The sequence below is a fragment of the Pseudomonas sp. PK-RTE-24 genome, from assembly GCF_054052265.1.
Genome location: NZ_CM133224.1, coordinates 2,744,930 through 2,756,760 on the forward strand (window position 1 = coordinate 2,744,930; position 11,831 = coordinate 2,756,760).

The following is an 11,831-nucleotide window of genomic DNA, read 5'->3' on the forward strand; positions in this document are numbered from 1 at the left end:
AATTCGCGAGTGGGAAATTTCCGAGCTTTTGGGCGGACTTGTCGTCAGAGTCAGGCTGATCACGGATGCTCCTTGTAGGGATCTTCTGATGACGCAGGCGCGTCGGGCGTGGGATCCTGCGATCTTTTCGCACAAGGCATTTTTCGACTCATGACGCCGACATCCGCCGTTTCGCCCTGCATCATCCATATCGCCGCCGCGCTGTTGCTCAACGCCCAAGGCCAGACCCTGCTGGTGCGCAAGCGCGGCACCACGGCTTTCATGCAACCGGGCGGCAAGATCGAAGCCCACGAGTTGCCAGTGCACGCATTGGCCCGAGAGCTGGAAGAAGAACTCGGGCTGGAAATCGACCCGGCGCAGGCGATTTTCCTCAACAGTTTTTCCGCCCCCGCCGCCAACGAGCCGGGCTTCATCGTGCACGCGGAGATCTTCCAATTGACCATCGATACTGACGTGTGTCCGGCGGCGGAAATCGAGGAAGTCATCTGGGTCGATCCGGCCACTGATCCGGCGCTCGAGCTGGCGCCATTGACACGCGAACACATCCTGCCGTTTTATCGCCGTTCACTGACTGCACTCGCCTGATCATTCCCGCAAAGGACGTTGCCATGATCCCGTTGCAAGACCTGCTGATCTTCGCCGCCGCCGCGTTGCTGATGGTGCTGACACCGGGGCCGAACATGATCTATCTGATCTCGCGTTCGATCTGTCAGGGGCGCCGCGCGGGGGTGACTTCGCTACTCGGCGTGGTCGGCGGGTTCTTCGTGCATATGTTCGCCGCGGCGGCCGGTTTGACGGCGGTGTTTCTCGCCGTGCCGATGGCTTATGAAGTGTTGAAATGGGCCGGCGCGCTGTACCTGCTGTGGCTGGCCTGGCAAGCGCTGAAACCCGGCGCGCGTTCGCCGTTCGAAGCGCAGCAATTGCCGCCGGACTCGTCGCGCAAGCTGATCACCATGGGCTTTCTCACCAGCGCCCTGAACCCGAAAATCGCCGTGTTCTATCTGTCGGTGTTCCCGCAATTCATCAGCCCTGAGCACGGCTCGGTGTTCACTCAAAGCATCGTCCTCGGCCTGACGCAGATCAGCGTCAGCTTCAGCGTCAATCTGTTGATCGCGCTGTTCGCCGCAGGCATCGCCTCATGGTTTGTGCGCAACCCGACGTGGCTGGTGATGCAGCGTTATTTCATGGGCATGGTCCTCGGTGGCCTCGCCGTAGGGCTGATGCTCGAACAACGCCGGACCGCCTGACATGTGGATCGAGCGGCTGGACGCCAGCCATGCCCTGGCTTACCGCGAACTGATGCTGCAAGCCTACGACCGGCATCCGCAGGCGTTCACCTCCAGCGTGCGCGAACGCGCGGTGATGCCATTGAGTTGGTGGGAAGGGCGCCTGACCAGCAAGCTCGATGTGGTGCTGGGGGCATTCGATGCCGGGACGTTGGCCGGGATTGTCGGCCTGGCCTTTGAACCGCGCGAGAAGGCACGACACAAGGCCACGCTGTTCGGCATGTATGTCTCGGCGGATTTTCGTCGCAAGGGGCTGGGCTTTGATCTGGTGCAGGCGGCACTGGTCGAAGCGCAAAAGCATCCGGCGCTGAAGCTACTGCAGCTCACTGTCACCGCCGGCAATGACGCGGCTTTTCAGTTGTATCAGCGTTGCGGCTTCATTCAGTTCGGCCTCGAGCCACTCGCCGTGCGGGTGGGCGAAGACTACTTCGACAAGATCCACATGTGGCGCCAGCTCTGACCCACCACGACAATCCTTGTGGGAGCGAGCCTGCTCGCGAAGGCGTCCGTCCAGCCGACATCATCGCTGAATCATCCACCGCTTTCGCGAGCAGGCTCGCTCCCACAGGGAGATCTCTTGTTCTGGAGAATCAGCGTACGGCACTGACCCCATCGAGGGTCGAGAACGAGGTGTCCTTGGCGGTCAGCAGGAAATCGCGCATGTACGGCGCGTCGAGCATGTCCGTGCGAATCGCCGCGTACAGCGTCGCGAACAAGCCTTTCTCACCCAACCGTTTGCCCTTCACATAGCCGCGCGAGCTGTATTCATGCAGCGCCCAGTGCGGCATCCCGCAGACGCCACGGCCGCTGGCGACCAGTTGCATCATCATCACCGTCAGTTCCGAAGTGCGCACCTGCGCAGGTTCGATGTCGGCCGGTTCGAGGAAGCGGGTGAAGATGTCCAGGCGATCACGCTCGACCGGGTAGGTGATCAGCGTTTCCGTCAGCAAATCTTCAGGAACGATGTACGGCTTGCTCGCCAGCGCATGCTGATTGGCCACCGCGAGCATGGCTTCGTAAGTGAACAGCGGCACGTAAGTGATGCCGGCAATTTCCAGCGGATCGGAGGTCACCACCAGATCCAGATCGCCACGGGCCAGTGCCGGCAGCGGGGCGAAAGCGAAACCCGAAGCCAGGTCCAGCTCGACTTCCGGCCAGGCATCGCGGAACTGGTCGATGGTCGGCATCAGCCACTGGAAGCAGCTGTGGCATTCGATCGCCATGTGCAGACGCCCGGCGGTGCCACCGGCCAGCCGACCGATGTCCCGTTCAGCGGCGCGCAACAGCGGCAGGGTGGCGTCGGCCAGTTGCAGCAGGCGCAAACCGGCGCTGGTGAAGCGCACCGGTTTGGTCTTGCGCACGAACAACTGCATGCCCATGCGCTCTTCCAGCTCTTTGAATTGATGCGATAGAGCGGATTGCGTCAGATGCAGGCGATCAGCGGCATCCACCAGGCTGTCGGCTTCGCGCAGGGCGTGCAGGGTTTTCAGATGTCGGATTTCAAGCACCGGCGGGGCTCCATGAAGAAAACTTGTGACGAATGCGGGGAAGGTGAGTTTGTCTCATGAGGCACGCTTTGTCGATCTGTCGGCGAGGATCCGGCGGGCATTCGACAGACGACCGCTCGGCACTCTTCATCAAACTGTCATGCAACTGTGGCAGCGCGCTCGCACGAACTTCATCAGACTCGCGCTCTACTGGGGTGCTGCGTTTTGGTGTTTTTCATGTTCAAGAGAGTTTTTTCAGTCGCGGCCGCGTTGGCCGCGCTTTTGTTCGGGGCCGGCTCGTTTGCAGCCGGGCGCTGTGATGTCAACGTGCCGACCGAGCACGCCGAGCTGGCGCAGGTCAGTCTTGCCTATCAAAGTATCGGCCGTGCATCAGACCCGGCGCTGTTGCTGGTCATGGGCCTGGGTGGGCAGTTGATCCACTGGCCGGACGAAGTCGTGGTCGCGCTGTGTCAGCAAGGGTTTCGGGTGATTCGTTATGACAACCGCGACGTCGGCCTGTCGACCTGGCGGCAAGCGCCGATCGAGGCCAATCTGACCTTCGAAGTGCTGCGTTACAAGCTCGGTTTACCGGTGTCGGCACCGTACAGCCTGACTGACATGGCCGACGATGCGCTGGGTTTGATGACGGCGCTGAAGGTTGAGCAATTCCACGTGCTCGGCGCGAGCATGGGCGGGATGATCGCTCAGCACATGGCGGCGATGGCGCCGCAGCGGGTGGAAAGCCTGACGCTGATCATGACCACTTCCGGCGCTGAAGGCCTGCCGGCACCAAGTGCGGCGCTGGTGCAGTTGCTCTCGCGCCGAGGTGCGCCGAACCGCGAAGTGGCGTTGGAGCAACAGGCCGATCTGCTTGCGGCACTCGGTAGCCCGGCGGTGACGGATGATCGCCAAGCGCTGTTGCAACAGGCGGCGGCGTCCTACGACCGCGCGTTCAACCCCGAAGGCGTCAAGCGCCAGATCATGGCAATCCTTGCCGAACCGAGCCGGGTGGCATTGCTCAATCAGCTGCGCGTACCGACCCTGGTGGTGCACGGCACGGCAGATCCGCTGCTGCCGGTGATGCACGGCGTGCATCTGGCGGCGCACATTCAGGGCAGTCAGTTGAAACTGATTCCGGGACTGGCGCATCGCTTTCAGGAGGCGTTCAAGGAGCCGTTGCTGGCGGCGGTGCTGCCGTATTTGCAGGCGCATCGCGAGGACACTTCGCATTGGGCTCGGGTCGATCCGCCGGCGCCGAACAATCTGCTGTAAGAGTGCGCCAGCATCCTGTCGCCAAAAAAATATCAATGTGCCACTATTGTTTGCCGCGTTGTTGCCGATAAGGCGCAGGAACGTTTTCAGACATAGGGACTTGATCCATGATTTTTCGCGCTACACGTCAATGGGCCGCGCTGGCTCTGCTCGCCGTACTGACTCTCACCGGCTGCGCCCATGTGCAACCGCCCGTGGCCCTGGACAAACAGTTCTGGGATGCCAAAGAGCCGACCATCGGTGTGGCCATTACCGTCGTACCGTCGCCGGTGCTGGCGCTGACCGGCAATCAGGGCATCCTCGATTACGCCATCAATGCCGGCGTCAACAGCAAGCTCAGCGCCAACGTCGAGACCTGGCAGGTGCGCGACCTGGAAACCCTGCCCGACGCCATCGTCGCCAAGCTGCAAGCCAAGGGCTACAAGGCCAAGCGCATTGATGAAAAGGTCGATCTGAAGACCTTCAAGGAAGTCGATTTCCGCGAGGGCTACATGACCAAGGACCTGTCGCCGATGAAAGCTGCCCACGGCATCGACCGTCTGTTGCTGGTGTCGATCTATGCCACCGGTGCCACCCGCAGCTACTACAGCATCGTGCCCACCAGCGTGCCGATGGCCCAGGTCGGCGGCCAGGGCATGGTGATCGATCTGTCGGACAACAAACTCTTGTGGTACCAGCCATTCGCCGCTGTGCAAGCCGCGCAAGGTGAGTGGGACGAGCCGTCTTACACCAACCTGTCCAACGCGTTTTATCAAGCGATGGATAACAGCCGTCAGCAAATGATCGCCCCGTTCGCACAATGAAACGTCTGGCGCTGACCCTCGCGGCGATCTCGCTGCTGGCGTTGCCTGGCTGTGCGCAGAAACCGGCACCTGAGGCCGGTTTCAAGGATCAGGCGGCCATGAGCTATGTGCAGGCACACGGACTGAAGGTCGACGTGCAACTGCCGGCGGAGTTTGTCGGCGCCAGCACGGTGATCGACAGCAAGGCGGCGGTGAACGCGGCCAATTCCAGTTACACGCTGGTGTCGAGCTCCGGCGCGGGCGCCGGTCTGGCGGGCATTCTGGTGGCCAGCCTGATCAACACGCAAATGGGTTCCGGTGCGTTACAGCGCGATGCCGAAAAAGCCGCGCTGAACGAATCGCGGCCGCTGGCCGACCTGCTCGCCGGCGTGCCGTTGCAGGAGCGCTTGCAACAGCGTTTTCAGGCGGCGTCGCAAGTCTCCGGATTCAAGCAGGGGGCAGGTGCGGTCACGGCACGGTTGCTGATCGAACCGAAGCTGATGCTGACGCCCGATCGCGGCAGTTTCGTGCTGGTCAATCAGGTGCAATTACAGGATATCGCCGGCTCGCCGCTGTACCGCATGCGCATCGAAGTGGCCAGTCAGCCGATCCGTCGTTGCGGCAAGCAATGCATCGATGACGGCGCCCTTGACCTGGCCAAGGTCACCGCCGTGCTGGATGAATGTATTGATGAATCCATGCGCGTGTTGAGCGCCGATCTGATGCAACCGACGCCACCGCCGGCCGCGCAGGAAACCCTGCGTTACGTGCTCGACGGCCAGCGTGTGGTCGAGCGCGGTTATCAACTGGCGCAGAACGGCAACTACTGGCGCTACCGCAATCTTTACGGTGCGGTGAAGTCAGTGCCAGTGCCGTTCGAGGATGCTCTGTCGTCCGCGCAACTGGCCAGAGTCTACGATCGCTAGTGGCTGATGCGCGTGGGTTCAGGCATGCAGCCGGACCCACACGCTCACCAATACCGTCGCCGCCATCAGCCACGCCACCGCCGCCACGGCCAGCGATGCTTCCAGACGCATGCGGTCGACCATCACATACAGCGTCGCCAGATACACAAAGTAGGGAATGATCGACCACATGCCGAACACGATCGTGGTTTTCAGATCGTCGACCGAGCGGCCCTTGCCGACGATGTAGTGCGCAATCAGGGCAAAGGTCGGGAACAGCGGCACCAGACCGGCGATGTAGTAGTTTCTGGTCTTCGACAGCGCAGCGAGGATCAGCACGACTGCGGCGCCGATAGCGGCTTTGAGAATCAGATCCATCAGTGGCTCAGCCCGTACTTTTTGACTTTATCGAACAGCGTGGTCTTGGCCATGCCCAGTTCCTGGCTGGCCTGGGTCAGGTTGCCGCCGCTGCGTTGCAAGGCGTCGACCAGCAGATTGCGCTCGAACGCTTCCACCGCTTCGGCAAACGCCAGACCCTGGCCGGCGCTGGCCCCGGATTTCTTGAAAGCCGGCAGGCCGAGGGCGAAGCGTTCGGCGACGTTGCGCAGTTCGCGCACGTTGCCCGGCCAGTCGTGGCTCATCAGGTTCGACAGGGTCTGGTTGTCCAGCTCCGGCAGCGCGCGGTCGAAGCGCAGCGCCGACTGCTGGGTGAAATGCTCGAACAGTTGCAGGATGTCTTCGCGGCGTTCGCGCAGCGGTGGCAATTCCAGGGTCACGACGTTGAGGCGGTAGTACAAGTCGCTGCGAAATTCCCCAGCCTTGCTCGACTCATCAAGGTCGGATTTGGTCGCCGCAATCACCCGGCAATCCACGGCCACGCTCTGGTTCGAGCCGAGGCGCTCAAGGGTGCGTTCCTGCAGCACGCGCAGCAACTTGATCTGCAATGGCAGCGGCATGCTTTCCACTTCATCGAGGAACAGCGTGCCGCCGTCGGCGTGCTCGATCTTGCCGATGCGCCGTTTGCCGGCGCCGGTGAAGGCGTTGGCTTCGTGGCCGAAGATTTCGCTTTCAAAAAGGTTTTCCGGCAGGCCGCCGCAGTTCAGCGCGACGAACTGTTTGCTGTGGCGCCGACTGAAATCGTGCAGGCAACGAGCGACCAGTTCCTTGCCGGTGCCGGTCTCGCCTTCGATCAAGACGTTGGCCGAGGTGTCGGCGACGTTGGCGATCAGCTCGCGCAGGTTCTGCATCGCCGGTGAGCGGCCGATAATCCGCCCTTCCAGCGAATCGCGTTCGGCCAGTTGCCGACGTAGCGATGACACTTCACGGGCGAGGCTGCGTTGCTCCAGCGCCCGCCGCGCGACATCGACCAGGCGTTCCGGCGAGAACGGTTTTTCCATGAAATCGTAGGCGCCTTTCTGCATCGCGCCGACGGCCATGGAAATGTCGCCGTGGCCGGTGATCAGCACCACCGGCAGGCTGCGATCACGCTGCTTGAGGCGGGTGAGCAATTCCAAGCCATCAATGCCCGGCAGGCGAATGTCGCTGATGACGATGCCGGCAAAGTTGTCGCCGACCTGCGCCAGCGCCTCTTCGGCACTGCCGACGCCGATGCACGGAATGTCCTCGAGGGTCAGCGCCTGTTGGCAGCCGAGCAGCACATGGGGGTCGTCTTCGACAATCAGCACACTGAGTTCAGGGTTCATATTGGCTCGGCAGAAAGAGGGCTTACCAACGGTAAACTGAGGACGAAAGTGGTGCCACCGCCGGCCGGGTGTTCGACACCCAGGTGCCCGCCGGTGGCGGCGGCGAGGCTGGCGGACAGGGTCAGGCCCAGTCCCAGGCCTTGCTCGCCGGGTTTGGTGGTGAAGAACGGTTCGAACAGATGCTTGCGCGCTTCGGCGTCGATGCCGTGGCCGTTGTCACGCACCCGCAAGCGATACTTGCCGTTGAATTCTTCACCCTCCAGCCACAGCTGCGGCTGCGGTTGCGCGTGCATGGCGTCGAGGGCGTTGCCGATCAGGTTGACGAGGATCTGTTCGAGACGGGTCTGATCGATCAGCAACTGCACATCGGCAAACTGCCGGTGAATCTGCAGCGCGGTATTTTCCACACGCGCGCCGAGCACTTGCAACGCGGCGTCGACGGCTTTGCCGAGACTGGCCAGACCCTTGTTGTCGCCGCGCCGGGCGAACGAACGCAGGCTGGCGGTGATCCGGCCCATGCGGTCGATCAGGTCGTTGATGGTCTTGAGGTTGGTGCTGGCGACGTCGAGCTGGCCGCGCTCGAGAAAGCGCACGGTGTTGCCCGACAGCGTGCGCATGGCCGCCAGGGGCTGGTTCAATTCATGGGCGATGCTGGTCGACATCTGGCCGATGGCCGCGAGTTTGCCCGCCTGAACCAGTTCATCCTGGGCGCGGCGCAAAGTCTCCTCGGCCTGACGACGCTCGCGGATCTGACTCTTCAGGCGTTCGTTGCTGGCGCGCAGATCGGCGGTGCGTTCGGTAATCCGACGCTCCAGTTGGCTGTTGGCTTCCTGCAGCGCTTCGCGGGCGGCGAGGCGGGTGGCGAGGACTTTGCGCCGCTCGTTCCAGGCAATCAGCAGGAAGGCGAACAGGGCAAACGCCACCGCCACCAGAATGCCTTGGTTGATGGCTTCGCGGCGCAGGTCCTGCAATGGCGTGAGCAGGGTGAAATTCCACGGAGTGTCGCTCAGCAGTCGGGTTTGCGCCAGATAACTGATGTCGTCTTCGTCGGGCTGCAATTCGCTGTTGGCCGGGAAGGTCAGTTTCTCCACGCCTTCGGCCAGCGTCTCGCGGGCCAGTGGTTGCAGTTCGTTGAGCGGGAACCAGTAGTACTGCAGGCTGCGGGCGAGTTTTTCCTTGACCTCATCGCTCAGCGGAATTACCGATTTCAGCCGCCTGGCGGGATCGCTGGACAGAATGATGATGCCGTTCTCATCGCTGACGAACGCTTCCAGACGCGCCCGCTGCCAGCGTTCCTCCATGGCTTCCAGACGCACCTTGACCACCGCGACACCGATGATCTTGCCGTGCTCTTCGAGGCCGTGGGCGAGGTAGTAACCGGGTTCGCCATTGGTGCTGCCGATGCCGTAGAAGCGTCCGGGCTGGCCGCGCACGGCGTCTTTGAAATAGGCGCGGAAGGACAAGTCTTCACCCAGATAACTGTCGACATCGCGCCAGTTGCTGGTGGCCATGACCCGGCCGGTGGTGTCCATCACGTAGATGGCCCGGCTGCGGCTGCGGCGGTTCAGGCCTTCGAGGTAGTCGTTGACCGTCTGCCGGTGTTCCGGGGTCGGGTCGGCCAGCAACTGCGGCACACTCGTTTCGAGTTCCAGCAGGCTGGGCAGGTAGGTGTATTTGCTGATCTCGCTTTCGACCGCGCGGGCGTGCAGTTCCAGCTGACGCTGGCCGTTTTCGCCGAGGCTGCGGATGCCGAAGTGTTCACTGGTCCAGAAGCCGATGAAACCCAGGCCGACCATCAGGGCGATGATCAGCGGCGGCAGGAACAGATGACGGATCAGACGGGGCTTCACGGCAAGTGATGGCTCGGCAGCGCGATAAAGAGTGGGGTCGCATTTCATCACAGATGCCTTGGGTCAACCACAACACTTGTTTGTGCCTGTGGCGAGGGGATTTATCCCCGTTGGGCCGCGAAGCGGCCCCAAAACCATCACTGCGGTTTAACTGAAAGACCGCATGCACGGGTTTTACGACTGCTGCGCAGCCGGACGGGGATAAATCCCCTCGCCACAGGGGATCTCATTGTCAGGCTGTCCGCACCCCACAGACAGGGTGCGGGTGTGTTGCTTTTAGTGCTGCAGGATTTTCTCGAGGAAGTGCTGCGCGCGTTCGGAGCGGGCGCTGATGTCGCCGAAGAATTCCTCTTTCGGGCAGTCCTCGATGATCTTGCCCTGATCCATGAAGATCACCCGGTCGGCCACTTTACGGGCGAAGCCCATTTCGTGGGTCACGCACATCATGGTCATGCCTTCGTGAGCCAGTTGCACCATCACGTCGAGCACTTCGTTGACCATTTCCGGATCGAGCGCCGAGGTCGGTTCGTCGAACAGCATGACGATCGGGTCCATCGCCAGCGCACGGGCAATCGCCACACGCTGTTGCTGCCCGCCGGACAGTTGCCCCGGGTGCTTGTGGGCGTGCGCCGACAGGCCGACGCGCTCAAGCAACTGCAGACCTTTTTTGGTCGCCTCTTCCTTGCTGCGGCCGAGCACCTTGATCTGCGCGATGGTCAGGTTTTCGGTGATGGTCAGGTGCGGGAAAAGCTCGAAATGCTGGAACACCATGCCCACGCGCGAACGCAGTTTCGGCAGGTTGGTTTTCGGGTCGGCGATCGACGTGCCGTCAACCACGACATCACCTTTCTGGAACGGCTCCAGGGCGTTGACGCATTTGATCAGCGTCGACTTGCCGGAACCCGACGGGCCGCAGACCACGATCACTTCGCCTTTCTTGACCTCGGTGCTGCAATCAGTCAGCACCTGGAAGTCCCCATACCACTTGTTGATGTTTTTGATAGAGATCATACGGCGAACCTTTTTTGCAGACGCTTGACCAACCGCGAGGCGGCGAAGCTGATGATGAAGTACACGAGACCGGCGAAAATCAGGAACTCATTGGAGCGGCCGATGATGTCGCCGCTGGCACGCGAGGCGTTGAGGAAATCCACCAGGCCCACGGTGTAGACCAGCGAGGTGTCCTGGAACAGGATGATGCTCTGCTGCAGCAGCAGCGGGGTCATCTTGCGGAACGCCTGCGGCAGGATGATCAGGCGCATCATCTGCCCGTAGTTCATGCCCAGTGCCTGAGCAGCACCCATCTGGCCCTTGGAAATCGACTGCACACCGGCCCGGACGATTTCGCAGAAGTACGCCGCTTCGAACATCATGAACGCCACGACGCACGAGGTGAACGCGCCGATCGGCGTGTCTTCGCCGGTGATCCAGCGCAGCACGAACGGCACCGCCAGGTAGAACCAGGTGATCACCAGCAACAGCGGGATCGAGCGGAAATAGTTGACGTAGGCGCCGGCTATGCTCGACAGCAGCTTGTTGTGTGACAGACGGCACAGCGCGAGGATCGTGCCGAGAATCATCCCGCCGATCACGCCCATGGCCATCAGCTTGAGGGTCATCACCATGCCGTTCCACAAACCGGGAATGGCCGGGACGATGCCACTGAAATCGAATTCCATTATTTACCCCCCACGGAGATCAGGCCGGGCACCGCGACTTTCTTCTCGACCAGGCGCATCAGCAGCATCAGGCTCATGTTGAGGGTGAAATAGATCAGGGTCGCCAGGGTGAACGCTTCGAACAGGTTGGCCGAGAACTCGGCGGTCTGTTTGGTCTGCGCCAGCAATTCCATCAAACCGATCAAGGACGCCACGGAGGAGTTCTTGAACACGTTGAGGAATTCCGAGGTGAGCGGTGGAATGATGATCCGGTAGGCCTGGGGCAGCAGCACGTTCCAGTAGATCTGCGGCAGTTTGAAACCCATCGCGCGGGCGGCGGATTCCTGACCACGGGGCAGCGCCTGGATACCGGTGCGCACTTGCTCGCAGACACGGGCGGCGGTGAACAGACCGAGGCAGACGACAACGCTCAGGTAGGCCGAGGTGGTCGGATTGAGGTCCTGCTTGTACCACTCCTGCAGATCCGGCGGCAGCAGATCGGGTACCAGGAAGTACCAGATGAACAGCTGCACCAGCAGCGGCACGTTACGGAACAGCTCGACGTAGCAGGTCGCGATGCCCGATACGATGCGGTTCGGCACAGTGCGCATGATGCCCAGCAGCGAGCCGAGCAGCAGGGCGATGATCCACGCCACGACGGCGATGGCGATGGTCCAGCCCAGACCGGAGATGAACCAGTCGAGATAGGTCTCGCTGCCCACACCGGTGGACTTGAAGAACACGCCCCAGTCCCAGTTGTAATTCATTAGGGTCTCCCCTCGATTCGATCGATGTACAAGTGCCCGCCTGGGGAACTCCGTTCCCTCCCCAGTCTTTTTTCAAAGACCGGGCACACGCGATCGGCTCGACAGCCACCGGTTCGAGTGT

13 protein-coding genes are annotated in these 11,831 nt (G+C 61.7%); 6 read left to right on the forward strand and 7 right to left on the reverse strand.

Features of this window, described 5'->3' with window-relative positions; translation table 11 throughout:
• Positions 1 to 150: 150 nt before the first annotated feature.
• Genes ACV8MC_RS12350 through ACV8MC_RS12360 form a run of 3 tightly spaced genes read left to right on the forward strand, consistent with a single transcriptional unit; the run spans position 151 to position 1,746 of the window.
• A complete protein-coding gene (locus ACV8MC_RS12350) occupies positions 151 to 585 on the forward strand; it encodes an NUDIX hydrolase (protein ID WP_258707147.1) in 435 nt (144 codons plus the stop codon).
• Positions 586 to 608: 23 nt separating this feature from the next.
• Complete coding sequence (locus ACV8MC_RS12355) at positions 609 to 1,247, forward strand: LysE family translocator (protein ID WP_457265408.1); 639 nt, start codon at positions 609 to 611, stop codon at positions 1,245 to 1,247.
• Position 1,248: 1 nt separating this feature from the next.
• Positions 1,249 to 1,746 carry a GNAT family N-acetyltransferase gene (locus tag ACV8MC_RS12360; RefSeq protein ID WP_150638626.1) on the forward strand — a complete coding sequence of 166 codons (498 nt, stop codon included), beginning with the start codon at positions 1,249 to 1,251 and terminating at the stop codon, positions 1,744 to 1,746.
• Between the two features lie 130 nt (positions 1,747 to 1,876).
• Here the strand turns inward: ACV8MC_RS12360 and metR are convergent, their stop codons facing one another.
• Positions 1,877 to 2,794, reverse strand: coding sequence for a transcriptional regulator MetR (gene metR, locus ACV8MC_RS12365; RefSeq protein WP_016773382.1), 918 nt, complete (start codon positions 2,792 to 2,794; stop codon positions 1,877 to 1,879).
• A gap of 216 nt (positions 2,795 to 3,010) precedes the next feature.
• On the opposite strand from metR, the gene ACV8MC_RS12370 reads away from it, so the two are divergent.
• The 3 genes from ACV8MC_RS12370 (at position 3,011) to ACV8MC_RS12380 (ending at position 5,753) form a co-directional block, all read left to right on the forward strand.
• On the forward strand, positions 3,011 to 4,045 hold the full coding sequence (locus tag ACV8MC_RS12370; protein ID WP_056790057.1) for an alpha/beta fold hydrolase: 1,035 nt from the start codon (positions 3,011 to 3,013) through the stop codon (positions 4,043 to 4,045).
• A gap of 107 nt (positions 4,046 to 4,152) precedes the next feature.
• Positions 4,153 to 4,848, forward strand: a complete 696-nt coding sequence (locus ACV8MC_RS12375) for a hypothetical protein (protein ID WP_024014168.1) — start codon at positions 4,153 to 4,155, stop codon at positions 4,846 to 4,848.
• On the forward strand, positions 4,845 to 5,753 hold the full coding sequence (locus ACV8MC_RS12380) for a hypothetical protein (RefSeq protein WP_457265411.1): 909 nt from the start codon (positions 4,845 to 4,847) through the stop codon (positions 5,751 to 5,753). The genes ACV8MC_RS12375 and ACV8MC_RS12380 overlap by 4 nt, the downstream gene beginning before the upstream one ends.
• 18 nt (positions 5,754 to 5,771) lie before the next feature.
• Here the strand turns inward: ACV8MC_RS12380 and ACV8MC_RS12385 are convergent, their stop codons facing one another.
• The 6 genes from ACV8MC_RS12385 to ACV8MC_RS12410 form a co-directional block, all read right to left on the reverse strand.
• Positions 5,772 to 6,101, reverse strand: a complete 330-nt coding sequence (locus tag ACV8MC_RS12385) for a GlpM family protein (protein WP_177342732.1) — start codon at positions 6,099 to 6,101, stop codon at positions 5,772 to 5,774.
• Positions 6,102 to 6,109: 8 nt separating this feature from the next.
• On the reverse strand, positions 6,110 to 7,387 hold the full coding sequence (gene aauR / locus ACV8MC_RS12390; RefSeq protein ID WP_231507471.1) for a two-component response regulator AauR: 1,278 nt from the start codon (positions 7,385 to 7,387) through the stop codon (positions 6,110 to 6,112).
• Positions 7,388 to 7,431: 44 nt separating this feature from the next.
• Positions 7,432 to 9,333 (reverse strand): two-component sensor histidine kinase AauS, encoded by a 1,902-nt coding sequence (gene aauS / locus ACV8MC_RS12395; protein WP_252884780.1) that lies wholly within the window; start codon positions 9,331 to 9,333, stop codon positions 7,432 to 7,434.
• A gap of 228 nt (positions 9,334 to 9,561) precedes the next feature.
• Positions 9,562 to 10,296, reverse strand: a complete 735-nt coding sequence (locus tag ACV8MC_RS12400; protein WP_016773390.1) for an amino acid ABC transporter ATP-binding protein — start codon at positions 10,294 to 10,296, stop codon at positions 9,562 to 9,564.
• Positions 10,293 to 10,964, reverse strand: coding sequence for an amino acid ABC transporter permease (locus ACV8MC_RS12405; protein WP_016773391.1), 672 nt, complete (start codon positions 10,962 to 10,964; stop codon positions 10,293 to 10,295). The genes ACV8MC_RS12400 and ACV8MC_RS12405 overlap by 4 nt, the downstream gene beginning before the upstream one ends.
• On the reverse strand, positions 10,964 to 11,710 hold the full coding sequence (locus ACV8MC_RS12410; protein ID WP_056790046.1) for an amino acid ABC transporter permease: 747 nt from the start codon (positions 11,708 to 11,710) through the stop codon (positions 10,964 to 10,966). Before ACV8MC_RS12410 ends, ACV8MC_RS12405 begins: the two co-directional genes overlap by 1 nt.
• Positions 11,711 to 11,831: the final 121 nt, after the last annotated feature.

Coding starts and splice junctions, on each gene's coding strand:
- ACV8MC_RS12350 (WP_258707147.1), top strand. CDS start 151: ATGACGCCGACATCCGCCGTTTCGCCCTGCATCATCCATATCGCCGCC.
- ACV8MC_RS12355 (WP_457265408.1), top strand. CDS start 609: ATGATCCCGTTGCAAGACCTGCTGATCTTCGCCGCCGCCGCGTTGCTG.
- ACV8MC_RS12360 (WP_150638626.1), top strand. CDS start 1,249: ATGTGGATCGAGCGGCTGGACGCCAGCCATGCCCTGGCTTACCGCGAA.
- ACV8MC_RS12370 (WP_056790057.1), top strand. CDS start 3,011: ATGTTCAAGAGAGTTTTTTCAGTCGCGGCCGCGTTGGCCGCGCTTTTG.
- ACV8MC_RS12375 (WP_024014168.1), top strand. CDS start 4,153: ATGATTTTTCGCGCTACACGTCAATGGGCCGCGCTGGCTCTGCTCGCC.
- ACV8MC_RS12380 (WP_457265411.1), top strand. CDS start 4,845: ATGAAACGTCTGGCGCTGACCCTCGCGGCGATCTCGCTGCTGGCGTTG.
- aauS (WP_252884780.1), bottom strand. CDS start 9,333: ATGAAATGCGACCCCACTCTTTATCGCGCTGCCGAGCCATCACTTGCC.
- ACV8MC_RS12400 (WP_016773390.1), bottom strand. CDS start 10,296: ATGATCTCTATCAAAAACATCAACAAGTGGTATGGGGACTTCCAGGTG.
- ACV8MC_RS12405 (WP_016773391.1), bottom strand. CDS start 10,964: ATGGAATTCGATTTCAGTGGCATCGTCCCGGCCATTCCCGGTTTGTGG.
- ACV8MC_RS12410 (WP_056790046.1), bottom strand. CDS start 11,710: ATGAATTACAACTGGGACTGGGGCGTGTTCTTCAAGTCCACCGGTGTG.